This is a genomic window from Pseudomonas reinekei, from assembly GCF_001945365.1.
Taxonomy (GTDB): Bacteria; Pseudomonadota; Gammaproteobacteria; order Pseudomonadales; family Pseudomonadaceae; genus Aquipseudomonas; species Aquipseudomonas reinekei.
Genome location: NZ_MSTQ01000006.1, coordinates 167,430 through 193,740, shown reverse-complemented (window position 1 = coordinate 193,740; position 26,311 = coordinate 167,430). Strand labels below are relative to the sequence as shown.

At 58.4% G+C, this 26,311-nt stretch carries 18 protein-coding genes; 5 read left to right on the top strand and 13 right to left on the bottom strand.

Features of this window, described 5'->3' with window-relative positions; all coding sequences use genetic code 11:
- Positions 1-158: 158 nt before the first annotated feature.
- Positions 159-3,278: a transglycosylase domain-containing protein gene (locus tag BVK86_RS12175; RefSeq protein WP_075946669.1), complete on the top strand. Its 3,120-nt coding sequence runs from the start codon at positions 159-161 to the stop codon at positions 3,276-3,278.
- 172 nt (positions 3,279-3,450) lie between these two features.
- Entirely contained in the window at positions 3,451-8,130 is a 4,680-nt protein-coding gene (locus BVK86_RS12170; protein WP_075946668.1) for an NEL-type E3 ubiquitin ligase domain-containing protein, read from the top strand.
- A 61-nt stretch (positions 8,131-8,191) separates the two neighbouring features.
- Here BVK86_RS12170 and BVK86_RS12165 read toward each other — a convergent pair whose 3' ends face one another.
- The 11 genes from BVK86_RS12165 to BVK86_RS12115 all read right to left on the bottom strand — a co-directional run bounded on the left by BVK86_RS12165 (position 8,192) and on the right by BVK86_RS12115 (position 21,747).
- A complete protein-coding gene (locus tag BVK86_RS12165; protein ID WP_231977952.1) occupies positions 8,192-9,370 on the bottom strand; it encodes a hypothetical protein in 1,179 nt (392 codons plus the stop codon).
- A 303-nt stretch (positions 9,371-9,673) separates the two neighbouring features.
- The gene (locus BVK86_RS12160; protein WP_075946666.1) at positions 9,674-10,162 is read right to left on the bottom strand and encodes a CS1 type fimbrial major subunit; all 489 of its coding nucleotides are present in this window, start codon (positions 10,160-10,162) and stop codon (positions 9,674-9,676) included.
- Positions 10,163-10,225: 63 nt separating this feature from the next.
- Positions 10,226-10,969, bottom strand: a complete 744-nt coding sequence (locus tag BVK86_RS12155; protein WP_075946665.1) for a pilus assembly protein — start codon at positions 10,967-10,969, stop codon at positions 10,226-10,228.
- A gap of 59 nt (positions 10,970-11,028) precedes the next feature.
- Positions 11,029-12,291 (bottom strand): hypothetical protein, encoded by a 1,263-nt coding sequence (locus tag BVK86_RS12150; RefSeq protein ID WP_075946664.1) that lies wholly within the window; start codon positions 12,289-12,291, stop codon positions 11,029-11,031.
- 41 nt (positions 12,292-12,332) lie between these two features.
- Positions 12,333-14,855 (bottom strand): CS1-pili formation C-terminal domain-containing protein, encoded by a 2,523-nt coding sequence (locus tag BVK86_RS12145; protein WP_075946663.1) that lies wholly within the window; start codon positions 14,853-14,855, stop codon positions 12,333-12,335.
- 101 nt (positions 14,856-14,956) lie between these two features.
- Positions 14,957-15,442: a CS1 type fimbrial major subunit gene (locus tag BVK86_RS12140; protein ID WP_075946662.1), complete on the bottom strand. Its 486-nt coding sequence runs from the start codon at positions 15,440-15,442 to the stop codon at positions 14,957-14,959.
- Between the two features lie 457 nt (positions 15,443-15,899).
- Positions 15,900-16,568, bottom strand: coding sequence for a hypothetical protein (locus BVK86_RS30120; RefSeq protein WP_231977953.1), 669 nt, complete (start codon positions 16,566-16,568; stop codon positions 15,900-15,902).
- A gap of 652 nt (positions 16,569-17,220) precedes the next feature.
- The gene (locus tag BVK86_RS12130) at positions 17,221-17,709 is read right to left on the bottom strand and encodes a CS1 type fimbrial major subunit (protein ID WP_075946660.1); all 489 of its coding nucleotides are present in this window, start codon (positions 17,707-17,709) and stop codon (positions 17,221-17,223) included.
- 103 nt (positions 17,710-17,812) lie between these two features.
- Positions 17,813-18,553 carry a pilus assembly protein gene (locus BVK86_RS12125; RefSeq protein ID WP_075946659.1) on the bottom strand — a complete coding sequence of 247 codons (741 nt, stop codon included), beginning with the start codon at positions 18,551-18,553 and terminating at the stop codon, positions 17,813-17,815.
- A gap of 87 nt (positions 18,554-18,640) precedes the next feature.
- Entirely contained in the window at positions 18,641-21,163 is a 2,523-nt protein-coding gene (locus BVK86_RS12120) for a CS1-pili formation C-terminal domain-containing protein (protein ID WP_075946658.1), read from the bottom strand.
- A 95-nt stretch (positions 21,164-21,258) separates the two neighbouring features.
- Positions 21,259-21,747 carry a CS1 type fimbrial major subunit gene (locus tag BVK86_RS12115; protein ID WP_075946657.1) on the bottom strand — a complete coding sequence of 163 codons (489 nt, stop codon included), beginning with the start codon at positions 21,745-21,747 and terminating at the stop codon, positions 21,259-21,261.
- Positions 21,748-22,223: 476 nt separating this feature from the next.
- On the opposite strand from BVK86_RS12115, the gene BVK86_RS12110 reads away from it, so the two are divergent.
- On the top strand, positions 22,224-22,802 hold the full coding sequence (locus BVK86_RS12110) for a PadR family transcriptional regulator (protein WP_075946656.1): 579 nt from the start codon (positions 22,224-22,226) through the stop codon (positions 22,800-22,802).
- Positions 22,795-23,580, top strand: coding sequence for a siderophore-interacting protein (locus BVK86_RS12105; RefSeq protein WP_075946655.1), 786 nt, complete (start codon positions 22,795-22,797; stop codon positions 23,578-23,580). The genes BVK86_RS12110 and BVK86_RS12105 overlap by 8 nt, the downstream gene beginning before the upstream one ends.
- A gap of 61 nt (positions 23,581-23,641) precedes the next feature.
- Here BVK86_RS12105 and BVK86_RS12100 read toward each other — a convergent pair whose 3' ends face one another.
- Entirely contained in the window at positions 23,642-24,265 is a 624-nt protein-coding gene (locus tag BVK86_RS12100) for a Pr6Pr family membrane protein (RefSeq protein ID WP_408002966.1), read from the bottom strand.
- 20 nt (positions 24,266-24,285) lie between these two features.
- The gene (locus BVK86_RS12095) at positions 24,286-24,516 is read right to left on the bottom strand and encodes a VF530 family protein (protein WP_007985772.1); all 231 of its coding nucleotides are present in this window, start codon (positions 24,514-24,516) and stop codon (positions 24,286-24,288) included.
- A 254-nt stretch (positions 24,517-24,770) separates the two neighbouring features.
- On the opposite strand from BVK86_RS12095, the gene BVK86_RS12090 reads away from it, so the two are divergent.
- Positions 24,771-26,153 carry a carbohydrate porin gene (locus tag BVK86_RS12090; protein WP_075946653.1) on the top strand — a complete coding sequence of 461 codons (1,383 nt, stop codon included), beginning with the start codon at positions 24,771-24,773 and terminating at the stop codon, positions 26,151-26,153.
- The last annotated feature ends 158 nt before the right edge of the window (positions 26,154-26,311 follow it).

Genomic DNA, 26,311 nt, shown 5'->3' with positions numbered 1-26,311 from the left:
ACACCCAGATGCCCGCTGGCCCTGAACCCAACGTTGCTCCCTCGCCACAGGAGGAGCAGCTACCCGATGTCTGGAGGTCCACAATTTTTTCACCAACGCCAACCACCGTCTAAGCTTCAGACAAGTCCGATCAATCTGCGTGAATGGATCAGTCGACTATGGGCGCTTTATGGCAAACCGATTCGAGTAAAACCGTGGTCCAGACTGAACCTGTGGATGAAGCGCCATTACCTGAAAAACCTCCTCGCAGCCGCGTCAAGCACGGCTGGAAGGCGTTTTGGCTGTTGTTGGTGATCATTGCCATTGTGGTAGGGCTCGCGGCTGCCAAGGAAATGCGCACCTCAAGGTTTCAAGCCCGGGAAGTCAGCAAGTTCGCCAAGACCCTCACGTATGAGCTAAAACCCGGCCCCAGCGATGCAATTCACTATCCGGGGGCCGGTCCGTTCGACCTGCGCCTGGGCTACAGCTCCCTGGGCGAGTTCCTGCCACGCTTGCTCAAGCGCGATTACGTGATTACCGAGCAAACGCGCTTTTCCCCGGCGCTGATGAACTACACCGACAAAGGCCTGTTCGTGCCCTATGCGGAAAAAATCCAGGCCGGCCTGTCGATCACCGATTGCCGCGCGGCGCCGCTGTATCAGTACAACTATCCGCAACAGCTCTATGCCAGCTTCGAGGCGATCCCGCCGGTCGTGGTCAACAGCCTGCTGTTCATCGAAAACCGCTTCCTGCTCGACCCTCGCCAACCCTTGGCCAACCCGGCGGTGGACTGGCCACGGTTCGGCATGGCGGCCTATACCCAGGTCGCCAAGATGCTGCATCTGCCCGGTCAATCGGCGGGCGGCAGTACCCTGGCGACGCAACTGGAAAAATACCGGCATTCGCCCGATGGCTTGACCGTATCGGGCGGCGAAAAGATCCGCCAGATGATTTCCGCCAGCGTGCGTGCTTATCAGGATGGCCCGCAAACACTCAAGTCGCGGCAGAACGTGGTCCGCGATTACCTCAACAGCGTGCCTCTGTCAGCCGTGCCGGGCCACGGTGAAGTCCACGGCATGGCTGAAGGTTTGCGCGTATGGTACGGCGCCGATTTCAACACGGCCAACGAACGCCTGGCCAGCAATGCGACGGATCCAAAAAGCCTCGCGGAGAAAGGCCTGGCCTTGCGCGAAATGTTGTCTTTGATGATCGCCCAGCGCCGCCCTTCGCATTACCTGACCAAAGGCCGGGATGAACTGGCCGACCTCACCGACAGCCATATTCGCCTGCTGGCACAGAATAACGTCATCGATGCGCCGTTCGCCGCGGCAGCACTGTCCAGCAAAGTCACCTACCGCGACTGGGCGACCCAGCCGACCATACAGCCGATCGAAACCAACAAGGGTATTAGCGTGGCGCGCAGCCGGCTCGCCGGATTGCTCAACCGTCCGTTGTACGACCTCGACCGCCTCGACCTCTCGGCTACCAGCACGCTGCAAGGTGAACTGCAAACTCAGGCAACCGCCTATCTGAAAAAACTCGCCGACCCGGCCTATGCCGCCGAAATCGGCCTGATGGGCGAACGTTTGCTGACCCCCACCAGCACCACCCAGGTGCGCTACAGCTTCACCTTGTTCGAACTGACCCCGGACGGTTCGCGGGTGCGGGTCCAGACCGACAGTACCGACCAGCCGTTCGACATCAACGAAGGCAGCAAACTGGAACTGGGCTCCACCGCGAAAATGCGGGTGATGACGACGTACCTGCAAATCATCGCCGAACTGCACGAAAAATATGCCGACATGGGCGTACCGGAATTGAAGAAAGTCGAAGTACCGGAACAGGACCGCCTCAGTCGCTGGGTCGTCGACTACCTGATCGAGAACAAGGACCACAGCCTGCAGCCCCTGCTCAGTGCCGCGCTGGACCGCAAATATTCCGCCAGCCCTGGCGAAGCGTTTTTCACCGGCGGCGGGCTGCACACGTTCCATAACTTCCGCAAGGAAGACAACGGTCGCCTGCCAACCCTGCGCGACGCCTTGCGGGAGTCGATCAACCTGCCGTTCATTCGCCTGATGCGTGACCTGGTGCGCTACACCACCTACTCCGGCCCCAACAACAGTGCCGAACTGCTCAAGGACGACCGCGATCCGCGCCGTCAGGAATACCTGGCCTCGTTCGCCGACCGTGAGGGCACATCGTTCCTGCTCAAGTTCTGGAAAAAATACCGCAACAAAGACACCCAGGCGCGGCTCGAAACCTTCCTCGACAGCATGCGCCCGACCCCGATCCGGTTGGCCGCCGTGCACCGCTACCTGTTGCCGCAGGCCAGTCAGCAAAGCTTCAACACTTTCGTGCGCTCGCACCTCACCGGCGCCAAACTCACGGAAAAACTCACCGACGAACGCCTTGAGCGGCTCTATCAAGCCTACGGCCCCGGCCGCTATGACCTGCCCGATCAGGGCTTCATTGCCAAGGTGCATCCGCTGGACCTGTGGATGATGGGCTACTTGCTCAATCATCCGGAGGCGACTTTCAAGGACATCGTCAAGGCCAGCAAATTTGAACGTCAGGAAGTCTACAGCTGGCTGTTCAAGAGCCGGCACAAAGGTGCCCGAGACAACCGCATCCGCACCATGCTCGAGATCGAAGCGTTCCTCGACATTCACCAGCGCTGGCAGAAAGTCGGCTACCCGTTCGACCATCTGGTGCCGTCACTGGCCACCGCCATCGGCAGCTCCGGCGACCGCCCGGCAGCCCTGGCCGAACTGATCGGAACGATACTCAACGACGGTGTGCGCATGCCGACACTGCGGATCGACAGCCTGCAGTTCGCAATCAATACCCCTTATGAAACCCGGCTGACCAACGACCCGGATGTCGGCAAACGGGTGATGCCATCGGAAGTCGCAAGCGCCATGCGCGAAGCCCTCTCGCAAGTGGTGGACGCCGGGACCGCAAGGCGCTTGGCCGGCAGTTTCAAACTGCCCGATGGCACACCTCTGTCCATGGGTGGCAAGACCGGTACCGGCGACAACCGTATCGAAGCCATCGGCTCGGGTGGACGCATTCTCAGTTCGAAATCCGTCAACCGCACGGCCACGTTCGTGTTCTATATCGGCGAAAGCCACTTCGGCACGCTGACCGCTTATGTGCCAGGCCGCTCGGCGGAAAACTTCACCTTCACCTCGGCGCTGCCTGTGCAAGTGCTCAAGGGCATGGCGCCGATCCTGACGCAATACCTGCAACCCGGCACCCATACCATGTGCCAGCCAAGCCAGGTGACGGCTGGCCGTTGAGCGAGCGCACACAGCGGTTTCGCAATGGCGGTACATATGTATTTTTCACGCCATGTTTTTCGCAGATTCAAAGCGTTTCCACACGCCTGACCCACCAGTTTTTTGCGCTTTTTTTGCCTGACTCGCTTACCTAGTCTGATCGTCCCACTTCTGATCAACGGACGATCACGCAATGCCTATTTCACCCTCGGCGATCCAGGGATCAACCCTGCTCGACCTCCCCCCTTTCGATAAAAGCATCCATTTCCATCAGGTCAGAAAGGCGATACCTGCCTGGCTGCTGAACACCTCGCCATCGCGTGTCGACGCCCTGAAATCGGTCAGGCTGACGTTGCCCGACTGGCACAAGAACGCGTCCACCACGGCTCACCGCCAGTTGAAAAAAGCCATCCAGCTCGGCTGGACCGCGCAAAACACCGTGGATAAGACACTGAGTGATGTGCAGGATATTTCCGCCTTTGCCAAACCCCTGCTGCAGAAAGCCTTGAGGGACCGCTTCGGCGTTGAAGACGATGTCGAGCAAACCTGGTTGCGGCTGTATGCCCCGGTGACGACGGCCTGGTGGGTGCACGACTTTTCCGGCGGAACCACCAGTCGAACCGTTTCGCTGCTGGACGCCGCCCTGCACAATTTTTCCCGGGACGAGGCATTCACCCAGGACTCGGAGTTCATCACCCGCCCCGATGCACGCGGGCATTTCAACGTGGTGAAGCTCAAACACAAACTCAGCCTCGAACAGTTCAAGTCCTTGTGTCGCGAGCTGGACATCGGCGCCCAATACCAACAGCACCTTGAAGACGTTTTACGTCCCACCGACAAAACGGCGAGCAATGTCCTGCGCCACAACGTCATTCTCAGCCAGAAAAGCGCACTGAATGTCGCCGCGCAAATGGCCCTGATGAAGAACGACATCGACCAGGAGGCCTTTGATGTCGTGCAAGGTATGCTCGATGATCGTTCGCGACTGAAGTGGAAAGGCCAAACCGTCGATTATTACAACCTGGCGATGATGGACACGCGCCTGAGCGGCATCATCCTGATCGCGGCGGACACCTCCAGCGCAAGCGGCCCGGTGCCGGTGATTGCCTATGTTCCCCAAGATCCGCTGCACCCGCTCAAGCAATACCCCTCGTCACTCGAATTCATGGAGGAACTCACACGCCAGTTGCGCGACGGCGCACCCGCCAACCGCTATCAGCAGTTCTTCAGCCAGTTCGTGCCCCATGATCAGCGCGGCCTTTTTTTTGCCGGGTTGAACGCGCGTCTGAGCACGGTGAAATGGCAACCGGTGGCCGCCGGCTCACACTTGCCGAGCTGGCGGGAAACGCCTGTGGATAAACCCGATCTGCAATTCAGTGTGTCGAGCATCAAGATCGACCGCGAGACGACCTTCAACAATGATCTGTGGGGCTACCGCTACCGGCAGACCCTCAACAAGGTGTTCAACGATGCCCGGCAGATCGCCATCTCCACCGAATACGCCGACCGCATGGCCAGGTGGGCCTGGTGGGACAATCTGGAAAAAATGCTCTCGGACATTCTCAATGTTGCCTTGCTGGTAGCAACACCACTGGTGCCTGGCCTGGGTCCACTGATGCTGGCGTACACGGCCTGGCAACTGACCGATGGCGTGGTCGAGGGCCTGGTCGATCTGGCCGAAGGACATTTGGCCGAGGCCGGAGAGCAGACCCTCGGCGTGCTGGAAAGCGTCGTCCAGCTGGGCGTGTTCGCGGCGGCAGGTGCGGTCGGCCACGTCGTACAGGCGAAGCTCTCGCCGTTTTTCGAAAGTCTGAAACCGGTGCAGTTGGCCAACGGCGATAGACGACTGTGGAACCCTGACCTCAGTCCCTATCAACGCACCGACGTGGATTTGCCGGCGGACGCCCGGCCTGATAACCAGGGTATTCACCAGCATCAGGGCCGCCGCATCCTGCGCCTGGACGATCAACACTTCGAAGTGCTGGAAGACGCCGTCACCGGCCAACAGCGCATCCGCCATCCGCAGCGCTTCGACGCTTACGCACCGACCCTGCGCCACAACGGCCATGGGGCCTGGGTCTGCGAAACCGAACCCCCCCGCCAGTGGGAAGGCTCGACCCTGATGCGCCGCCTCGGCCACAGCACCGAGGGTTTCAACGATGAACAGCTGGAGGAGATCCGCCAGATCAGCGGCACCGATGAAGGCGTGCTGCGCAGGGTACACATTGAAAACACCCCGCCCCCGCCGCTGCTGACCGATACCCTGCAACGCCTGGCTACACCCGCCATTGCGCCTGCGCCGCTATCCCCTGAAATCGCGCCGCTGTTCAGCGAATTCCCCGAGCTGCCGGCGACCGTTGCCGAACACATCATCGAGGGCGCGAGTGCCACGGAAGATCAGCACATTGCCCAGAAGAAACGCCTGCCCCTGCGCCTGAAAACCCAAGCCCGAGAGCTGCAATTCGAAACCCGGGCGGTGCGGGCCGCCCAGGGTCTATACCCGAGCGCATCAATTACCCCCGACACCGAGCGACTGGTGCTAGGCACCTTGCGCTTTAACACCGATACCTTCGGCGACCTGCGCCTGGAGATTCGTCAGGGCACCTTCGATGGCGAGCTGCGTTACAGCGTCGGCCCCGATGACGCCAAGCGGGTGCGAGTCCTGATTCGCGACGAGGCCGGGCAGTATCAGGTGCGTGATGGTGACGATCAGCCGATCCATGAGGCCGATGATTTTTTCGAAGCCGTGCTGCAGGCCACGCAGGAAAATGGACAAAACGCCCTGGGCTACAAACCGGGGGAGGCCGAACTGTTCAGGCAGTGGGTCATGGTCAAATCGGCTCCGCCGAGCGAACGCCGGGTCGTGCTCGCCGAGCCGCCCGTTCGCATGGTGGCCGAGCACGAAACGATGCTGTTGGTGCGTGGGGGCTGGCTCAGCAGAGATGGCCAGACCGTACACGAACGCATCCATGACCTTTATCCGCACTTCAGCGATTCCGAGGTCGATACGTTTGCCCGTGCCCTGACTGAAAGGGGCGAGCCGATGCAGTTTCTGGAGGAGCAAGAAAACGAGCTCAACGAGTTGAGAACAATCATGACTCGCTGGAGCCGAACGCATTACGATGAGGAATCCGGAACACACTGGCCACGTAACCCCGTCCGGGCACGGATTGCCGATCGCTTGCTCGACTGCTTTCACCGAAAGAACACCGGGTTCGATAGTCGTACGGATCTGCATGGCTATTCGCTGGATCTGTCACAGGAACGATTTCTGATGTCTACGAACCTGGGATCCGAGTGGCCCGAGCTGCCGCAGCTGCAAAAGTTTCTGGACAAGGTCACGATCCTGAAACTCGACAACACCCGTTTTTCCGCCACAGCCAACGGTTTGCTGAAAGACTTCCCCAACCTTCGCGAACTCAGCGCCAGTCGATGCAGCCTGACGAGTCTGCCGGAAAACATCGGCGCCATGCACCGGCTCGAACGCCTGCGTTTGAGTGACAATGAGATCGTGCTGGACGCCGCCGCCGTCGAGCAACTCAAACACCTGACCTACCTGGAGATCCTGCGCCTGGATGAAAACCCCTTGGGCAGGGTTGTTGACATCTCACGCATGCCCCGGCTGAAAGTCGTCGGTCTGCGGGACACGGTCATTGTCAGCTGGCCTGAAGGTACGTTGAGCAAAACCAGGCCTCGTGGTTTTCTGCTGGATCTTCGGGATAACCCGATCAGCCTGATTCCCGAAGTGGTCCCAGGCTCACCGCAGGCCTGGGTCGTGGGACGCACCCGGCTGGATGTCGGCAACCTGTCGGAGTTAGACCAGGTTCGCTATCAGGCGATCCGTCGTTCGGTGCAATTGCCCCCTGAGCCCATCGTGCCCTCAAACAGCCAGGCCGAATGGGTGGTCAGTTCCGACTACAGCGCGGACCACTGGAGGGATGTGCCCGGCTGGGGCGTCGACCGGGCCAATCTGTGGTCGGAGCTGGTCGACGAGCCCCAGGCCGAGCGCTTCTTGAACGTGCTGCTCGATACCCGGCTCTCCGCTGACTACCGGGCCGGCGACAAAGCCCGGGATAAACTGGTGCAACGTGTCTGGCGCATGCTCGATGCCGTGTACGTCGACACATCTCTTCGGGAGAAGCTGTTTACCATGGCCATCGCGCCAGTGGATTGCGCCGACGCCGGCGCCCAGTTGTTCAATCACATGGGGATCCACGTGCTCGCCTACGAGGCCCATGCGTACACCACCGACACGGCTCAGTTGGAGCAGAAACTGGTGACCCTGGCCAAAGGCGCGGCGCGACTGGAACAGGTCAACGACATTGCCCGCGCCGATGTCGCCGGTCGGGGCGGCAACCCGGACGAAGTCGAGGTCTACCTGGCCTATCAGACCGGATTGGCAGAGCGCCTCGACTTGCCCTGGCAATCAAAAGGCATGCTTTACCGGCCAGTGTCCGGCGTCACTGACGCAATGATCGATCAAGCCTATGACACGGTCCTGGCCTTGGGCGAAGGCGATGGTCTGGTCGACCGGATGCTCGAACAGGATTTCTGGCAAGACTATTTGAACGAGCGCTATGCGAACCCGTTGCAAACCAATAAACATCGCTATCAGCGCCTGTCGGATCAACTGGACACCCTGCGCGATACCCAGCGCGAATGGGTCGAGTCGACATCGGATCTGCGCCGCGCCGAATTGCGCAGCCAACTCAGGGAACTGATAAACGATCTGCCGGTGCCGGACACCGTGGTCTTTGCCGATGAGCCGTTCAGCGATGCGATCTTCGACCGATTGCTGGTCGACCTGGGCGACGCCGAGAAAGAACTGTCGCGAAGCCTGACCCGTGCTGCCATGAAGCGCGCCGGCCATTAAAACCCAAGCAAGTGAGGACAGCCTGACGGCGGTTTGCGCCGTCAGGTTCAGGGCACTGGCCTTACACTTCGGAATCCCAAATCACGGTGACGCTGCCGAAATACTGTTTGGGTGCCCCCGGCAAAAAAAGATGATCGGGTTTCTCAAGCTCGAAGTGCAAGGTGCCCGGCTTACGATCCACATAGTGGCCTGGCTGAAAAATCTCGCTCCCGCCCTCAGTCAGCAGTTCCTGGCGCTGGACCGGTCTTCCGGCGCTATTGGTCAAGCCACCCGGTAGACTCACGCTGACTTTCAATGGTGCGGTCAGTATCAAATTCCGATCAGCCATATAGCAGACCCGTCCATCGGTGATTGAACACTGCAAAAACATTTTGAAGCGAGAACTGGCCGAGATATTGAAGGTCTGGTCACGGAACAGCCGCACCGGTTTACGCCCGGCATGCAACCAGCTCTGCCAGCCGCCGGCCGGGAGCAACTGGACCTTTTCGCCACCGGGCGGGACATCGACCTTGAGCGTATGTTGAACGTCGAGATTGAAGTTCATGGTCAGTAGGGGACTGCTCGGCAGCATGACATCGCCGAAGTCGAAGTCGCCGTTGGGGCCGACGGTGTAAGTCAATGCCCCCGTGTAATGGCCCGCCAACATGCCCAACGGATTGGGCGTGACAAGCTCATAGGCAAAATCCAGAAACTCGTAACGCATCCATGGCACCTGGAATTTCGCCTGTTTATTACAGGCGGCGTCAACCGGCGTCTTCCAGAAAAAACCGTAGTAGTTGGTCCCGTAATAACCCACTCCACTGTAAAGGCACGGCGCCGAGCTGTTCACCCAGCTCAATCCCCATAACAGGTTATGTGCAAATCGGTAGTCTTCGTTGGTGTCCCCCGTCAGTTGCCGAACATCCTCCGTCACATACTTGGAGCCCACACCGGTAATGCGCATTTTTACCGTCTCCACCGCTCCGGATTCATGACGAACCGTCAGATCGCGCCATTGCGCCGGCACCCTGAACGTTGCGCCCTGGCGCGGCGACCCATGGTTGGCCGGGATCGCCTGGCTGGACTCGAACTGAATCGGCACTTGCAGGCTGAACGTCTGATTTTCGACACATTGCCCCGGGTATCGCTCGCAGTAACCGCTGGGCGGGGTGGTGTTCTTGAACTGGTTGAGATGGGGGTGCGTCGGATCAGGCTTGAACAACGCAGTGATTGAAACGTCCTGGGCCAACGCCTGGGGCATCAGCCACCACACCATCAAAAGAATCCACAACCCTGGATGCCTAGTTGAAAACAAAAAACCGGTGACACTCATCTGTATCCATCTCCGATAACCCCCGCCCTGTTCCCGGCGAGAGTCGATTTCCATTCGACATTTCAAATGCTGTTAAGCCCGGCATAAGCAAAGGGGATGCAGTGCAACGAAAATCACTGTGGGAGCGAGCCTGCTCGCGAAGAGGCCGGCACATTCAGCCTCCATGGCGCCTGACACGCCGCCATCGCGAGCAGGCTCGCTCCCACATTTTTGATCCCTGGCAAACACAGGTCAGGGTGCCGCCGCACTGAAAATCAGCTGGACAGTGCCGTAGTAGGTCCCCGGCTTATAGCCACCGGCCGGCTCTTTCGGCTGGATGTCCAGGGCAAAGCGCCCCCCGGCCATGGCTTGCGTCGCCGACACCACTTCGCGCGGTTGCGGATCGTGACTCAGTTCCTGGCCGTTGAAGCTGACCCGCAAGTAGATGTTCTGGTCTTCACGCCCGTTGAACAGATAGGGCTCGGCATCCAGCCGCGCTTCGATTGCACTGGTGTCGTGCTTGACGTCGAAATTCTTGCGCAGCCCTTCAAGCCGCGACGTGTTGCGATTCCACGGCAGGGTCTGTTCCAGATGAATCCAGTTGGTTTCGGCCGGTATCACGTAAAAGCCCAGGGTCGGAATGTCCGCCCACACCTCGAATGTGCGCTCTTCCCGTGCCGCGAAAACCTGGGCACACATCATCACGCCCACACACAGGGCGATGGCCGATTGCTTGATCATGTCAGTTACCTGTTGCGTGAAAAAAAGCGGCGAGTCCTTCAGCGCGACTCGCCTTTGGCGGTGTCACTGGCTGGCAATGCGCAACGCTTTTTTGTCGGCGCCTTCGATCAGGTTGAAGCGGTATTCCCGACCGGGTTTCTTCTCGAACTCGAACGATTTGCCCGCCAGAACGTGATGTTTGGTAGTTGCTTCGCACTCGGTTTCATTCTTCAGCGAGCAGTTGCGAAACTCGTCGATCACCACCACGGTGTTGCCGTTATTGCGCAGTCGATAAACACCGGGGCTGTCATCGATCACGCTGTCGAAACGGCTGTTCTTCGGGCGAACAAAAAACACCGTGCCGAAGCCGGTCATGACGTTGACCCCCGCCGACAGGTTCTCCTTGTAGGTATCGCGCTCTTCACTGGACACCGCGAAGTCATCTTCCTTTTCCGGTACCACCGGCACGAAGCGCACGCGGAAATAACGCTCGGTGTCACGGGCGCCCATGTGCAGCAAGCGCGTGCCCTGCATGCCTTTGGCCGGCACGATCAGCCGTGCCGGGCTGGCCATCAGTCCATCCCGGCCGCTGCCATCCGCTTGCGTTGCGACCGGTATTTCGCGGTGGCTACCATCGGCGTCGTAGATGATTTCGAGGATGTTGACCTTGACGAACGCGGTGCTGTCGCCGCTGTTGTAGACGCGTTTGAGGTAGGTGCTCTTGTCGCCGTCCAGATAGTCGTACACCGTTCCGACATTGATCTGCGGACCGGCCTGAACCGCCAGAGAAAACCCGCTCAAACCCAACAGCAACCACAGACGTTTCATACCCTTGAACCTCATGACATTGAACACAACACAGGCGCGGACCCTCGATAGGCGGCCCATCAAATTTCCGAATCCCAGATCACGGTGACCTTGCCCCTGTAATAGGGACCGGCACCGGGCTCCAACATGAATTCCATCTCCCTTTCGGGCACCTCGAAGTGCAGGACACCCGGTGCCCTGTCGACGTAGAAACCCGGCTGGAAATACAGTGCGTTGGCGGCTCCCGCTCGCAGTCGCATGTGCCTGACGGGTTGCCCGCTCATGTCGGTCAGGCCATTGGGCAGGGTGACAAAGACCTGCAGCTCCACGCCCCGCTTGGAGACGCGATCATCCAGCAGGCAGTCGTAACTGGAGCCGGTGAACTCGCACTCCATCTGCATCTTGAAACGCGAAGACGCCGAAATATTGAAGGTCTGGTCACGGAACAGCCGCACGGGCCTGCGTCCCGCCTGCAGCCAGCTCTGCCAGCCACCGGCCGGGACCAACTGGACCTTTTCGCCACCGGGCGGGATGTCGACCTTGAGGGTGTGCTGCACGTCGAGATTGAAGTTCATCGTCAACGCCGAATCGCTCGGTATCAGTACATCGCCAAAATCGAAATCGCCATTGGGGCCGATGCTGTAAGTCAGTGAGCCGGTGTAGTGCCCTGAAGACATGCCCAAGGGGTTGGGGGTCTCCAGTTCATAGGCGAAATCCAGGTGATTGAAGCGAAGCCACGGAACATTGAACTTTGCCTGTTTTGCGCAGATGCCTTCGGTGGGCGTTCGCCAGAAAAAATCGTAGGTGGTGGTGGTGTACCAGCCCACCCCGCTGTAGAGGCAGGGTGACGGTGCACTCACCCAACTCAGGCCCCATAACAGGTTGTGCGCAATGCGGTAATCATCGGCGCCTCCCACCAGTTCCATCACATCATCGGTCACCGCCTGCGAACCAATGCCGGCTATCCGTACCCTCACCGTCTCGGGTTCTCTGGTCGTTTCGTGATAGACAGTCAACTCGCGCCATTGCGCCGGCGCTTTCAACATCGCCCCCTGACGCACGGATGCATGATTGGCCTGTATGGGTGAACGTGAATTGAACTGAATCGGCACCTTCAAGCTGAAGAACTGCTCCAATTCACACTGGTCAGGCCAATTCCCGCAATAACCACTGGGCGGCGTGGTGTTCTTGAACTTGTTCAGATGCGGATAGGCTGAGTCCGGCTTGAACACGGCAGTGATCGTGACGTCCTCGGCACTGGCCGGAGCGGTCATGGTGCTGGTGAGCAATGCGCCAGCCACCCACCCCTTGGTACGTGAAATGAAAGAACGCGAGACGTTCATGTAAGTCTGACCTCCGATAACCAGATTCAACCGCGGGCCGTTCAGCCCGCCGTCTCGGCGCTGTGGGTGGCGTCCGCCAGGGTGTCCGGCGAACAGCGCAAATCACCGATCATCAACACGTTGTTTTCGCTGCGGTGTTTGTCGATATCGAGGCGGAACTGGCACAGCAACTGGTCGGCGTAACGCACCTCCAGGGTCGGTGAGCCCGCGTTCATTTCCATCGAGAAGAAACCATCGACTTCACTGACCCCACGACTGGCGTGGTTGATCACGTGGTGCCCCTTGAGCGGCCGTCCCTGCGGGTCGAGCAGGCGCCCGAGCACGGTCAGGGTTTTCATCACCCGCACCTTGCGGTACTCCACGCCGCCCTTGTTCAGGTGATAGCGGGTGCGCGAAGGTTCGATGCTGGCTGCCGGCACGTGATTGCCTTCGAAGTCGAAGCTCACCGAACTGTTTTTGTAGGCCGTCAGCGCAATGAAATTGCGCCCCGGCCGCAGGGCTGCACTGCCGCCGCTGAGGTCGTCGGCGCGCAAGGCGATACCGTCGATGTCGGACTCGACGTCAACGATCATCCCGGCGCCGCGCCCTTGATGCTGGCTGGTCAATGCAATGCGCTGCGCGCCGAGCGCCAGTGTGCTGTCGAGGTTCAGGCCACCGGTGAATTTGTTGTTGAAGGACGAGCGCTGGATGAATCCGTCGCCATTGATTTCGTCGGTACGAAAGTTCGCCAGGCTCGACAGCCCGACACCATAGGTATCGGTCAGCGCGGTCACCGACACGCTCTGCAGTACGTGGTCTTGCAAGTCTTTGCGCCACCCCAGCGAAGCGTTGTTATCGCGCCCACCCTCACGGGCGGTACGGCTGCCGATGCTGCCGGAAATCTGCTGGCCGGGACCGCCAAGGGCCATGTTGATGCTCAGGTCGACCCCGCGATTGCGCGCATCGCCGCTGCTGTAGCTGCCCGGGCGGTCGAACAGCGACAGGCGCCAATTGGCATCGCTGCCAAACAACTGGGTCCGCTGGGTCCAACCGAGGTCGACGCCAACACCTTCGACGTTGCCCTCACTGTGGGACACCCGGGCATTGAGCGAACTCTTGCCGCTGATGCGGTGGTTCAGCGCCAGCGATGAATTGCTGGTCTGGCCGTTGAATACATTGCGTTGGCGTACGCGGGTGCCGTCGGGCAGCGTGTCGTAGGTATTGGTGGTGTCGAGCCAGCTACGGTTGTGGTTGATCACCAGGCTGCCGGAACCATAGTTGTACAGGGCTTGCAGGTCGGCACCGGTGCCGTGGTCTTCAGTCTGGTAGAGGTTGGCGTAGACACTCGTGCTGTTGCCCAGGGTCCAGTCGATCGAGCTGCCGTACTGGAGCTTTTCCCGCACCTGGCGTGCAGACAGGCCGAGAATCACCCGGGGGTGCAGCAGATAGTTGATCGAGGCGCCCGCCGTGGCATTGCCACTGCTTTGTTGATCCCAGTTGCTCAGCAGTTTGCTTTCCTGCCCCGCGAACAGGTTGTAGCGCCAGCGATCATCGTGGTTGCGCCAGTTGCTCGGTTTGTAGATCAGCTCCTGAGTGGTCGAGGTGATTTGACCATCCTCGATCAGTCGTACTTCCACTTCGTAAATGCCGCCAGGCAATGGCCGTGTGTCGAGGGTCTGCAAACCGGCCGGGACCGACTGGGTGTTGATCAACAGGCCATCGCGATAGATCTCCACCGATGCCTGGCGGTTGGCCGTGACATAAACCGGGTACACGCTGGGTTTCGGACTGTCGATGGCCAGGCTGTCGGAGCTGCCATACATCACGCCCACGGCGATGTCGGGGCTGGTGCCGAACGAACGGGGCTGGCGCGTCAGGCCTTCGGAGTTGGGCGTGAAGTAGCCCAGGCGGACAAAACGGCCCTCCAGTTCGCGCTGGGTGAAAAGCTCATGCACGGAGTGGTAGGTTTTGTCATCCGGTCCGCCCAGACGTGCCAGTTGCATGTTGAAAGTCTGGCTCCAGTTGCCCAGGCTGCCGCTGGCCTCCAGACCGAAACGACCGCCCAGGTCTTGATCCTGGCCGCCGTTGAGATTGAGTTGGTTACGCACCATCAGGCCGCTGCTGCCGCCCTCCGGCTGAGCGTAGAAACGCTTGGCTTCGCTGTCGCGCTCGGCATTTTCGGTGACGATCGACAGCAAGGAATTTTCCAGGTTGTAGTGAACAGCCAGCATTTGCTCCGGGCATTGTCCCGTACAGGCTCCCAAAGCCACGCCGGGCTTGAGGATATCTGCCCAGGTCTCGCGCTCCCCGGCACCTAAACGGCTTTCACTGGTATCGGTGAAATCGAGCAACGTCACCCGGTCATCGCGGGACAACACAATCATCGCCTCGCCGAGCGGTTGCTGATCGAGCTCGACCCGAACCGCCAGCGGAACGTCAAAGAAATGCTCCTCGAACTCTGTGGGCAGGCCTTTGGCCTGGGCCAGCAAACTTCGCGGCGTATTATCAACAGAAGTGGGCGCCGCAAATGCACTGCTGCATAACAGCAACGCAAGCGCTGCCGCGATGGGCGTCATCGGGAACATGAACAAATACTCTAATAACAAAGAAGTTGAATCCCGACCGGCAACTTTTACATTGCCGACCGGTCACGTTACTTATGCAAGTAAGCGTTTATGACTCTTGTTCAAGGAGCAGGAGGAACAGCATCGAACATCATGGTGACCGCGCCAGTGTAATCACCGGGTGCAAAGGTAGTGCCCAGCGCCTTGATGTTGAGAGGTGCACGATAGTTCACGTTCGATTCGCTTTCACCGACGACCATTTGCGGAGTGGTGGTGAGCACCACATTGTTGAGTGCCACTTGCAGACCAATCTCCGAAGCTCCGCCGATCAGCTTCGGCACACTTTCAAGGCTGGCGTGCACCGAACCATTGTTGTTGCGCACGTCGAAGAAACCGTTGACCTCATCCATGGTGCCTTTGCTTGGCAAGTAATCCATTCTCTGGTCCTTATTGACCAGGTCCGGATCGACCGGCACCACGTAGAAACCATTGGTGGGTACGTGAGCGACAAGGTTAATGGAATGACGGGCTTCACCCGCGGCAAATACGGCGGAAGAACTCAGTGCCAGAACAGCCAGAGGGGCAGCGAACGCAATTTTCTTGAACATCTTTCAGTACCTGTTTTTTAAAAAGGATAAGCGCAGAAAGTTCAAGCTGAGCAAAACTGTCACGAGCAGCTATTTGCTCAGCTGAACTTTCAACGCCGAAAGATGATCGACCAATTTATCTGGAAAGTAAGCAGGCAAGTTCCTGCAAGTGCGTAGCCAAAGTGCTACCACAGTAGAAAGAAAAAACGCCTGATAAACTAAAACACAATGCTTTGCTGTAAGAAGAGTACTACAAAACGCCGATAATCAATATCAACAAGCTCATCTGAGCGGAAGAACTTCCGTAAGAATAATACTACACAAGCCGTAAACTAAGGCCCAAAAGCCAACATTAGAGAGTTAACACTAAATTCATTGCCTTGACATCCAAAAAAACAGGCTCTTTACATTCATCGTCTCGAAAAAGGCTGCGGATCGCCCTGAAGCACTCGCTTGACGAGCCTTCAGGGCTGGAGGTTCAGAGCACTTCCGAATCCCAGATCACCGTGGCATTGCCCGACCACGTGTTCCCTGCTCCCTCGCGCAACATCTGTTCGACATGCTCCCCGGCCACTTCAAAGTGCAGCGTGCCCGGCTTGCGGTCGACGTAGTAACCCGGCTGAAACAACTCGGTGCCACTGCCATCCAGACGCAACGGGCGACGCTGCACCGGTTGGCCGGCGGCATCCGCCAAGCCACCTGGCAGACTCACGCCGATGTTCAATGGCACTTGCTGAGAAGATCCGGTATCGCGTAATGCGCAGGTATTGCCAGCGGAGTACTGGCATTCGAGCTGCATCTTGAAGCGCGAGGACGCCGATACACTGAACGTCTGGTCCCGGAACAACCGCACAGGCTTGCGCCCCTGATTCAACCAGGCCTGCCAGCCGCCCTGAGGAATCAGCTCGACTCGATGACCGCCCGGCGGTACTTCGACTTTTAGCGAATGCTGAACGTCCAGGGTGAAGTTGAGCGTGATGACCGGGTCGTTTGGCAACATCACGTCGCCGAAATCGAAATCCCCCCCAGGTCCTGTGGTGTAGGTCAAGGAACCACGATATTCCCCTGATGACATCCCCAGAGGGTTGGGGGTCTTGAGTTCATAGACGTATTCGACTGTGGCGTGCTCGAACCAGGGAATATCCATCGTGGGCACTACGCCACAGGCCCCTGCTCCTTCAGGAACAAGCCAAAAGAAATACGCATGGTTGACTCCGGCTATGTTGATATTGAGACCGGTACAGGGGGCAGGCGGTGATATCCATGGGTTGCGCCAATAGCCGCCTCCCGGAGGCGTCCAGGCACTAACTCCCGGCGGCCTTGCGAGGGACCACGTACCGCCAATTCCGGCGATGCGCACCTCAACCACCTCTCGCTCACCCGTACGATTATGGACGACGTCCACGGTGCGCCAGCTCGACGGCACACTGAAGGTTGCCCCTTGCCTGGGATCGACATGACCGGCCGGAATCGGCTGCATAGAGCGGAATTTCAGTCGGGGAACTTGCAGACTGAAAATACCCAATTGCGCGCAGCGAGCCGCTATGAACCTTGGACACACCCCGCTCTCTGGCGTTGTGTTAACAAACCGGTTGACCAAGGGATTTGCCGGATCAGGCACAAACTTCGCGGTTATTTCCTGCTCCACTGCTGCCACTGACGAAGTATGCAACCCGGCCAGCAAGCCACCCGCCAACGAGAGCGCAGCCATCGCTCCTGACGAAAAGAATAACTTCATTTTGAATTAACCTGGATTTTCAATAAGGCGATATAAACGCCACTCGGTTGCCCCTGAGGCATCAAGGCGCGAGGGCCTCGAAAATCAAATGCACACTGCCGAAATAATCTCCGGGCTTATAACCTTCGTCCGGTTTGATCGCCGCAACCAACAACTCCACGCGTTTGCCGATATTCGCCTCTGACGCTGTAATCACCTGGGCATTGTCCACCGTGAGTTTTATTCGATTGAACATGACGGCGAGCGCAATGTTGTCGACCTCCCGGCCGTTGCTGATATAGGGTTCTTCACTCAATCGAGCAGCAATGGCACCGTGAGTGTTTTTGACATCGAATTGTTTGCGCAGCGACCCCAGTTCATCCGTCGCCAGATTCCAGTGCAGTTTCTGCTCATGCCCCATCCAGCCCGGGTCCACCGGCAATACATGAAACTCCGCGGTCGGAATAGAAACAGACACTTCGAACGTTTCGCGTTCCATAACGGCATATGCGTAAGCACTGGACAGCGTCAGACACACCGTCGAGATGACGGTTATCCACTTCTCAAACATGACCTTCACCTATGACTAGCACTTCAATGCTGCAAACAAAGAAGCCGAAGCTGATATGAGATTTCAAGAAAGCAACTCAACTGATAAGGCCGCTAAACCGGACTCAACCCTTGATATCCAGTTTTTGGCTTTTGCTTCCTTCAATCAGGGTGAAACGATAGTGACGGCCTGATTGTTTTTCGAACTGAAAAGTCCGACCGGGCAGAATGTGATGTTTGGTAGTGGGCAGGCACTCCTGCGGGTTCTTGATCGAACAATTTTTTAACTCGTCGATCACCACCACGCTGTTACCGTTGTTGCGGATCCGATATTGCTCTGCCTCGTTCTCGCTCACGCTGTCAAAACGGGTTTCCTTGGGCCGGACGAAGAACACCGTGCCATAACCGGCCAGGACGTTTACCCCGGCCGACAGGCTCTTTTTATAGTCGTCACGTTCTTCTGCCGAGAGGGCGAATTCATCTTCCTTTTCTGGCACGACGGGCACATAACGCACGCGAAAATAACGTTCTTTCGCGCGCGCCCCCAAATACAGCAATCGGCTGCCCTGTAAACCATTGGCCGGCACGATCAATCGCGCCGGGCTGGCCATCAAGCCATCGCGCGAAGTGCCGTCGGCTTGATTGACCAACGGGACTTCCCTGGCATTGCCATCGGCGTCATAGATGATTTCCAGAATATTGATTTTGACGAAAGCCGTGCTGTCGCCCCCATTGAATATGCGTTTCAGATAAGAGCTCTTATCGCCATCCAGATAATCGTGAACCACCCCGACATTGATTTGCGGAGCGGCCAGGGACGCGTGAGAAAACAGCGAAAAGCCGAACAATGCCAACAGACGTTTCATGACGTACCCCCTCAATATTGAATTCAGCCGAATCCGGTCCGGTGAAGGCCGGCTCAGCGGTGCATCCACTGTTATTTCAACGGCGCCTCAACCGGGTCTCTCGGACTTGGAATTTGCATCGACCAACGTCTTCGGCGAGCAGCGCAAATCACCGATCATCAGCACATCGTTCTCTCGACGTGAGTTCTCCGGATCGAGGCGGAACTGACAGAGCAACCGGTTGCCGGAACGCACTTCCAGCGTCGGTGAACCGGCGTTCATTTCCATGGAGAAAAAACCGTCGACTTCACTCACGCCGCGGCTGGCGTGATTGATGATGTGATGACCCTTGAGTGGATTACCCTGAGGATCAATCAGGCGACCGAGCACGGTGACCGTTTTGCTGATGGTGATCTTGCGGTAGTCCACGCCCCCCTTGTTCAGGTGATAGCTGGAGCGTGGCGGCTGGATGCTCGCGGCGGGCACATGATTGCCTTCGAAATCGAAGTGCACCGAGCTGCTTTTAAAAGCCGTGAGCGGTACAAAGTTGCGACCTGGTCGCAGTACTGCACTGCCGCCGCTCAAATCGTCGGCACGCAGGGCAATACCGTCGATGTCCGATTCCACGTCGATGATCATGCCCGCACCATCACGGTGTGCCTGGCTGGTCATGACCATTTTCCGCGCACCGATCGCCACGGTGCTGTCCAGATTGAGGCCACCGGTAAGGTCATTGTTGTAGGAGGAACGCTGGAGAAAACCATCGCCACTGACCCTGTCCGAATGCATCGTCGCCATGGCCGACAAACCCACGCCATAGGTGTCGGTGGTCGCCGTGGCCGAGACACTTTGCAGCAGGTGATCCTGAAGGCTTTTGCGATAGGTCAGCGATGCATTGTGATCGTTGCCGCCGTTTCGTGCCGTACGCGAACCAATGCTGCCGGTCAGTTGTTCTTCCGGACCGCCCAGAGCGAGGTTGAGACTGATGTCAATCCCGCGATCCCGGCCGTTCCCCGCGCTGTAGCTGCCCGGTCGATCGAACAGTGAAAAGCGCCAGTTGGCATCATTGCCAAACAGTTGAGTGCGCTGAGTCCAGCCCAGATCCACTCCCGTGCCCACGGTATTGCCCTGGCTGTGGGAGAACCGGGCATTGACCGAGCTTTTGGGGGTCAGCCGGTGATTGAGCGCCAACGATGAGTGACGGGTCTGGCCGACAAACACATGACGCTGCCGCGACCGCGTCCCGTCAGGCAAGGTGTCGTAGAGTCGCGTCGTGTCGAGCCAGCTACGATTATGGCTGGCGACAATACTGCCCCGTCCATAAGCGTACATGCCCTGTAAATCGAGACCGGTTCCATAGTCTTCGGTCTGGTAGATATTGGCGAACAGGCTGGCATTATTGATGACTGTCCAGTCGATCGATGTGCCGTATTGCTGGGTGTCGCGTACCTGTCGACCGCTGATGCCGAGGATCACTCGCGGGTGCAGCAGGTAGTTGAATGCCGCACCGGCGACCCAATCGCCGTCAGCCTGCCTGTCCCAGTTACTGAGCAAACTGGATTCACGTCCGGTGAAAAGGTTGTAGCGCCAGCGCTCGTCATGATTGCGCCAGTTGTTCGGCTTGTAGACCAGCTCCTGAGTGCTGGACATGGTCTGGCCATCCACGACCAGTCGCACTTCGACCTCATAAATGCCACCCGGCAGCGGGCGCGTATCCAGCGTTTGTAATCCGGCCGGAACCGCTTGCGTATTGATCAACAAGCCGTCGCGGTAGATTTCCACCGAGCCCTGGCGGTTGGCAGTCACGTAGATCGGATAGATCGACGGCTTCGGGTTGTTGATCACCAGGCTGTCGGAACTGCCATACATGACACCCAATGCCGTATCCGGACTCGCGCCGAATGTACGTGGCTGGCGGCTCAGCCCTTCGGAGGTTGGAGTGAAGTAGCCCAGACGCACAAAGTTGCCCTCCAGTTCGCGCTGGGTATAGAGGTCATGCACGGCGTGATTGACCTGGTTGTCGATGCCACCGGTTCGGGACAGTTGCAGGTTGACGGACTGGGACCAGTTGCCCAGGCTGCCGCTGGCTTGCAGGCCGTAGCGCCCGCCGAGATCCTGGTGCTGACCGCCATTGAGATTCAGTTGATTGCGCACGATCAGGCCGCTGCTACCGCCCTGCGGCAAGTGGTAGAAGCGTCGTGCCTGATCATCACGTTCGACGTTCTCAGTGAGGATCGACAGCATTGAGTTTTCAAGGCTGTAGTACACGGCGAGCAACTGCTCCGGGCATTTGGTTTGGCAGGCGCCGAGCGCTATTCCTTGCTTGAGGTAGGTCGACCAGGTGTCTCGCTCGACCGACTTGATCTTGCTGCCACTGACTTCGGTGAAATCAACGAGGGTGATGCGATCGTCGCGACTTAACACCACCATCGCCTCACCGAGAAACTGTTGGTCAAGTTCCACACGGACCGCTAACGGAACATCAAAGAAGTGCTCTTCGAATTCCCGGGGCAAGCCCTTGGACTGAGCCAGCAAACTTCGCGGAGTAAGGCCGCTATCCGCTGCCACGGCCAAAGCGTTTGCGCAAAAAACAAGTGCGAGCGCCATCGCGATGGGCGTCATCGGGAACATGTAGTTAATACTCGAAAAATAAATATATCGATCCAGGATCGACGAGCAGAAAGTCACTCGCCGATCGACAACTTAAATAAAACTACGGCGTTTTATTACGGAGCCTTGGCAAGGGCATCAAAGATCAATACGGGAGTGGCGCTGTATTCGCCATTCTGGGTGTCACCCGGTTTCGCCGCCGTGATGACCAGGTCGGCGGAGATCCCCCCCGCCGCTGCGGCCTCGGTCACCACTTCCTGGGAGGCGCCTGTCAGGGTGACGCCATTGAAGGTGTACGTCAGTGGAATGCTGTTGACACCGTTATGCAATGCCTGCGGGCCACCTTCGATGTAAGCACCTACACCGCCGGAGGTGTGCCTGACGTCATACAGCGCGCGCAACGCGGTCAGTTCCCCGGTTGCCAGGACATAGTTCATTTTTTCGTCTTTACCGAAGTTCGGGTCCCGCGGCTGAGCGTGGAAAACCTTGCTCGGAATGCTGGCACTGATGTGGATGACATTGCGCGATTCTTCAGCAGCGAACGCCACGGCAGAACTCAAAGAAACAACAACCATGGACGCGGCGAAGGCAATTTTTTTGAACATGCTTACGTACCCGTTATTAAAAGAATGGTTTCGCAAAAAAGTTAAAACAGACACGTCATCAACAACCAACTTAAGGAAGTTGAAGAACCGTCACTCAACTTTAGCGGCGCAGATGATCATTCAAATAATATTTAAAGTAAGTAGGAAAATTCGACTTCACACGTAGCCACAAAGAACCAACCAAGAAGGAAAACAAAAGATCACAAACGGTAACAACCACAACAAAACAACATTCAAGTTAAAACGTTTCAAAAGAAACAAATCAAAACATATGAATGACCGTTCAAACTTCATAAAAACGTTTACATCCAGACCGGGCCAGGCCAGGACACCGCCATTTGAAAACGGGCGATAGCGCACTGAAGAATCTGTCGCGCGTCGTCCGGCACGAAGTCGCCGACCGCTGGTCGGACCTTCTTGTATAGCCATAAGATATATCTTAAGTTGTATCTAAATACGACGAGAGAACGAAGAAAATGAGAGACCATCATTTATCCCACCGCGAACACGGCGACGGCCGCGATGGCTTCGAAAAACGACCCGGCCGCGAACGCGGTGGGCGCGGCCCCCGGGTATTTGCCCCCGGCGACCTCAAATTGCTGCTGCTGGCGTTGATCGCCGAACAGCCGTGCCACGGCTACGACCTGATCCGCCAGATCGAAGGCATGTTCGATGGCGCCTACAGTCCAAGCCCCGGCGTGATCTACCCGACCCTGACCTTTCTCGAAGAAAGCGAAATGATCCTGGGCGACGCTGAAGGCGGGAAAAAGCGCTACTGCGTGACCGACACCGGTCGCCAGTCCCTGGCCGAACAGGCCGTCGCCCTTGACGGGGTGCGGGTGCGCATCGATGTGAGCAAACGCTCCTTGCGCGGCCATGATCGCCCGCCGGAAATTCACGAAGCCGTGCACAACCTGCGTCACGCGCTGCAACTGCACCACGGGCGCTGGAGCGCCGAAGAAATCCAGCGTGTCGCTGCACTGCTCAACGACACCGCCAAAGCCATTGTCGACGGGCCCGCCGTTCAAGTTACCCAGGAGAAAGCGAATGACTGAAGTGAACACACAAGCCATTCACCGCGTCATGCACGAAATCAAGCGCCGTCGCCTTGAGGTGCTGCGGGTGGTCGATCTGACGCCACGCATGCGCCGGATTACCCTGGGCGGGCCAGAGCTGGCGGGCTTCGTCAGCCTCGGCACCGACGACCACGTCAAACTGCTGTTCCCGCAGAACGCGGCGGAACAGGCGGCAATGGAAACCCTGGTACTCGGCGCCGGTAAGAACGACGGCCCGATGCCGGCCATGCGCGACTACACGCCGCGTCGCTACGACCTGGACAGCCTGGAGCTGGACATCGACTTTGTTTTGCACGGCGACGGCCCCGCCTCGACCTGGGCCGAGCAGGCCAAACCCGGGCAGTTCCTGCACATCGGCGGGCCAAGGGGGTCGATGATCGTGCCGGACATGTTCGACAGCTATCTGCTGATCGGCGATGAAACCGCCCTGCCCGCCATTGCCCGGCGCCTCGAAGGCCTGGCAGCCAACCGCCGTGCGCTGGTGATCATCGAAGTGGAAAACGGCAAGGAACAGCAAGTACTGGAAAGCGCGGCCGAGGTCAGTGTGATCTGGGTACTGCGCGAGGGTGGCAAGGACCATTTGCTCAGCACCGTACGGCAGATCGATGTCCCGGCCGGCAGCCTGTACGCGTGGGTCGCGACGGAATCCAGGGTATCGCGGCAGATCCGCCGGGTGTTGCTCGATGAGCATGGGCTGGACGAGCAGTTCGTCAAAGCCGTGGGCTACTGGCGCCTGGATGACACCGACGAGGAGTAGAAGGCGGAAACCGTACATGTGGCGAGGGAGCTCGCTCCCTCGCCACAAATGCTTTCCGCGTTCAGATTCGAGCGCGCCACCGATCGAGCCCGATCAGCGCCAACGCAATCACCACAAACCCCGCCAACAATCCCCCGGCATTGATAAACACCTGTGGATAACCCAGCTTCTCCACATCAATGAACGGGTATGGATAAACCGCCAGAAAATGCCCGCGCCACAGCGCATAGCCGAAATACGCCAGTGGATAAATCATCCACAGAGCAATATGGCGCAGACGCAAAGCCCCCTTGGGCACGCAGCAAAACCAGTACACCAGAAACAGCACGGGCATCACGTCGTGCAGCAACTCATCGGCCAGCCATTGCCAGCCTTCGGGATGCCACAGATGGCGCAGCAACAGGCTGTACGCCAACCCAACCACAACGATGCTCACGGCGATGCCACTGCTGACCCACGGCTGCAAGAACCAGCGGCGCGCAGCCGACTCGCGAGACGTCATTTCACAGGTCAGCACGGTGGCCACCAGCGTATTGCTCAGCACGGTGAAATAGCTGAAGAAACTCATCAGCCCACCCAACAGACTCGCGCCCAGGGTCCAGCGCGAATGAAAGATCAGGTACATCTGGATGCTCAAACCGGCCCAACCGAGGATGGCAGCCACGACCACAAATCGACGTCGCATGGCAGGCGCGTTGAGCATGTTCAGAGTGGGCGCTTGGTGCGCATCAACTTCACATACAAGCGCTCGACCTTCTCCCGCGCCCACGGCGTTTTACGTAAAAACGTCAGGCTCGACTTGATGCTCGGATCGCTCTTGAAGCAGCGGATATCGATGCGCTCGGCCAGCCCGGACCATTCGTAGTGCTCGACCAGGGCATTGAGGATTTGCTCCAGGGTGACGCCGTGCAGCGGGTCAGTATTGTGTTCGGTCATGCCGGGCCTTTCGCGTGTTGGGATGAGGAAGCCGCGCACCTTACGTTAAATGTAGGTGAAACGGAAAAGATCGCAGGCTGCGACATTTCGTGGACTGTTACCAAATCCGAAAAGATGCATGTCAGTAAAAGACCTTTCTCTATTTGTAACAGAACATTATCCTTGCGCCCGCTTTAGCTGAAACGCTTTTGCTAACTCGCTTCCCCCTCTGCTTTTACGTTCATCCCACTGAAAAGAACCCAGAATTTCCTTTTATGCCTGATGCCCCATTCTTGCAAGACAGCGCTGTCTCTACGCCAGTCGCCTGCCGAAAACCCCTGACATTCCTTGGCAGTTGCGCCGCACTGAGCCTTGCCACTTGCGCCCAGGCTGCACCGGCTTTCGATAGCGATTCTCCGTGGATGCTCGGCGACTGGAACGGCACACGTACGGAACTGGCGGAAAAAGGCTACGAGTTCAACGTCGATTACACCGGCGAAATGGGCAGCAATCTGCGCGGTGGCTACGATCACGACCGCACAGCGCGCTACAGCGATCAGTTTGCGCTGGGCAGCCATCTGGACTTGCAAAAAATCCTCGGCTGGCACGACGCTGAATTTCAACTGACCATCACCGAACGCAGTGGCAACAACATCAGCAACGACCGCATCAACGATCCGCGTGTCGGTGGTTTCACCTCGGCCCAGGAAGTCTGGGGGCGCGGCCAGACCTGGCGCCTGACACAGATGTGGTATCAGCAGAAATTCTTCGACCAGCGACTCGACCTCAAGGTCGGCCGCCTCGGTGAGGGCGAAGACTTCAACAGCTTCCCCTGCGACTTCCAGAACCTGGCGTTCTGCGGTTCCCAGGTCGGCAACTGGGTCGGCGGCATCTGGTACAACTGGCCGGTCAGCCAATGGGCGATGCGGGTCAAGTATCACCTGACCCCAGAGCTGTACGCGCAGGTCGGCGTGTACGAGCAGAACCCGTCGAACCTCGATCGCGACAACGGTTTCAAGCTCAGCGGCAGCGGCACCCAGGGCGCAATCCTGCCGGTGGAACTGGTGTGGTCGCCCAAGCTCAATGGCCTGCCGGGTGAATACCGCGCCGGTTATTACTACAGCAACGCCGACGCGACCGACGCCTACAAGGACAGCAACGGCCAGCCCGCCGCCCTGAGTGGCGAGGCTTACCGCAGCGCGTCAAGCAAACACGGTGTGTGGCTGGGAATTCAGCAGCAAATCACCAGCATCGCCAGCGACCACTCCCGCGGCCTGAGCGTGTTCGCCAACGGCACCCTGCACGACAAGAAGACCAACGCCATCGACAACTATGTCCAGGCCGGCGTCGTCTACAAAGGCCTGTTTGACGCCCGAGCCAAGGACGACATCGGTTTCGCCATGGCCCGCGTGCACGTCAACCCGGCCTATCGCAAGAATGCCGAGGCAACTAACCAGGCCCGCGCGGTTTTCGACTATGACGACCCGGCCTTCCTGCCGCCGCAAGACACCGAATACAGCGCCGAACTCTATTACGGCGTGCACGTCACCCACTGGCTGACCGTGCGCCCGAACCTGCAATACATCCGCCACCCCGGTGGCGTGAACGACGTCGACGACGCGCTGATTGGCGGGATCAAGATCCAGTCATCGTTCTAACCAACACCACAAAACCCTGTAGTAGCTGGCTTGCCAGCGATGGCGGCGTATCAGTCGACATCCGTGCCAACTGAAACACTGCTATCGCTGGCAAGCCAGCTCCTACAGGGAGATTGCGTCTACCGAACACATTGCAACTGAACCCTGCCCGCACATGA

What these genes read in the sequence shown, in the direction of transcription:
- BVK86_RS12160 (WP_075946666.1), bottom strand. Translation starts at nt 10,162, where the DNA reads ATGATCAAGCAATCGGCCATCGCCCTGTGTGTGGGCGTGATGATGTGT.
- BVK86_RS12175 (WP_075946669.1), top strand. Translation starts at nt 159, where the DNA reads ATGGGCGCTTTATGGCAAACCGATTCGAGTAAAACCGTGGTCCAGACT.
- BVK86_RS12105 (WP_075946655.1), top strand. Translation starts at nt 22,795, where the DNA reads ATGACTGAAGTGAACACACAAGCCATTCACCGCGTCATGCACGAAATC.
- BVK86_RS12095 (WP_007985772.1), bottom strand. Translation starts at nt 24,516, where the DNA reads ATGACCGAACACAATACTGACCCGCTGCACGGCGTCACCCTGGAGCAA.
- BVK86_RS12110 (WP_075946656.1), top strand. Translation starts at nt 22,224, where the DNA reads ATGAGAGACCATCATTTATCCCACCGCGAACACGGCGACGGCCGCGAT.
- BVK86_RS12100 (WP_408002966.1), bottom strand. Translation starts at nt 24,265, where the DNA reads ATGCGACGTCGATTTGTGGTCGTGGCTGCCATCCTCGGTTGGGCCGGT.
- BVK86_RS12140 (WP_075946662.1), bottom strand. Translation starts at nt 15,442, where the DNA reads ATGTTCAAGAAAATTGCGTTCGCTGCCCCTCTGGCTGTTCTGGCACTG.
- BVK86_RS12130 (WP_075946660.1), bottom strand. Translation starts at nt 17,709, where the DNA reads ATGTTTGAGAAGTGGATAACCGTCATCTCGACGGTGTGTCTGACGCTG.
- BVK86_RS12165 (WP_231977952.1), bottom strand. Translation starts at nt 9,370, where the DNA reads ATGCCCCAGGCGTTGGCCCAGGACGTTTCAATCACTGCGTTGTTCAAG.
- BVK86_RS12115 (WP_075946657.1), bottom strand. Translation starts at nt 21,747, where the DNA reads ATGTTCAAAAAAATTGCCTTCGCCGCGTCCATGGTTGTTGTTTCTTTG.
- BVK86_RS12150 (WP_075946664.1), bottom strand. Translation starts at nt 12,291, where the DNA reads ATGAACGTCTCGCGTTCTTTCATTTCACGTACCAAGGGGTGGGTGGCT.
- BVK86_RS12090 (WP_075946653.1), top strand. Translation starts at nt 24,771, where the DNA reads ATGCCTGATGCCCCATTCTTGCAAGACAGCGCTGTCTCTACGCCAGTC.
- BVK86_RS30120 (WP_231977953.1), bottom strand. Translation starts at nt 16,568, where the DNA reads ATGGATATTCCCTGGTTCGAGCACGCCACAGTCGAATACGTCTATGAA.
- BVK86_RS12145 (WP_075946663.1), bottom strand. Translation starts at nt 14,855, where the DNA reads ATGTTCCCGATGACGCCCATCGCGGCAGCGCTTGCGTTGCTGTTATGC.
- BVK86_RS12120 (WP_075946658.1), bottom strand. Translation starts at nt 21,163, where the DNA reads ATGTTCCCGATGACGCCCATCGCGATGGCGCTCGCACTTGTTTTTTGC.
- BVK86_RS12125 (WP_075946659.1), bottom strand. Translation starts at nt 18,553, where the DNA reads ATGAAACGTCTGTTGGCATTGTTCGGCTTTTCGCTGTTTTCTCACGCG.
- BVK86_RS12155 (WP_075946665.1), bottom strand. Translation starts at nt 10,969, where the DNA reads ATGAAACGTCTGTGGTTGCTGTTGGGTTTGAGCGGGTTTTCTCTGGCG.
- BVK86_RS12170 (WP_075946668.1), top strand. Translation starts at nt 3,451, where the DNA reads ATGCCTATTTCACCCTCGGCGATCCAGGGATCAACCCTGCTCGACCTC.